This is a genomic window from Pseudoalteromonas sp. SG43-7, from assembly GCF_014164295.1.
Classification (GTDB): Bacteria; Pseudomonadota; Gammaproteobacteria; order Enterobacterales; family Alteromonadaceae; genus Pseudoalteromonas; species Pseudoalteromonas rhizosphaerae.
The window spans coordinates 1-262 of record NZ_JACJEY010000220.1 but is presented as its reverse complement, the minus strand read 5'-3'; the positions used below and the strand labels follow the sequence as shown (position 1 = coordinate 262).

Genomic DNA, 262 nt, shown 5'->3' with positions numbered 1-262 from the left:
ATGGCAGCCCAATGAAAGGCGCTACATTATTGGCTACCTTGCAAGAATTAGGCATTGTACCGTCGTTTAGTCGCCCGTCAGTGAGTAATGATAATCCCTATTCGGAGTCATTATTTAAAACGTTACAATATCGCTCAGACTACCCAGAAAAGCCATTTGCAGAAATAAGCACAGCAAGAAAATGGGTGGCAGGGTTTGTAGATTGGTACAATAACGAGCATTTGCACAGCGGTATAAAATTTGTCACGCCAAATCAGCGTCA

At 42.7% G+C, this 262-nt stretch carries 1 protein-coding gene; it reads left to right on the top strand.

All coding sequences use genetic code 11. The annotated features are described in order from the left end of the window. Window positions 1–262 (top strand): integrase core domain-containing protein (locus H5200_RS23605; RefSeq protein ID WP_182762918.1); only part of this gene is annotated, 262 nt, incomplete at both ends.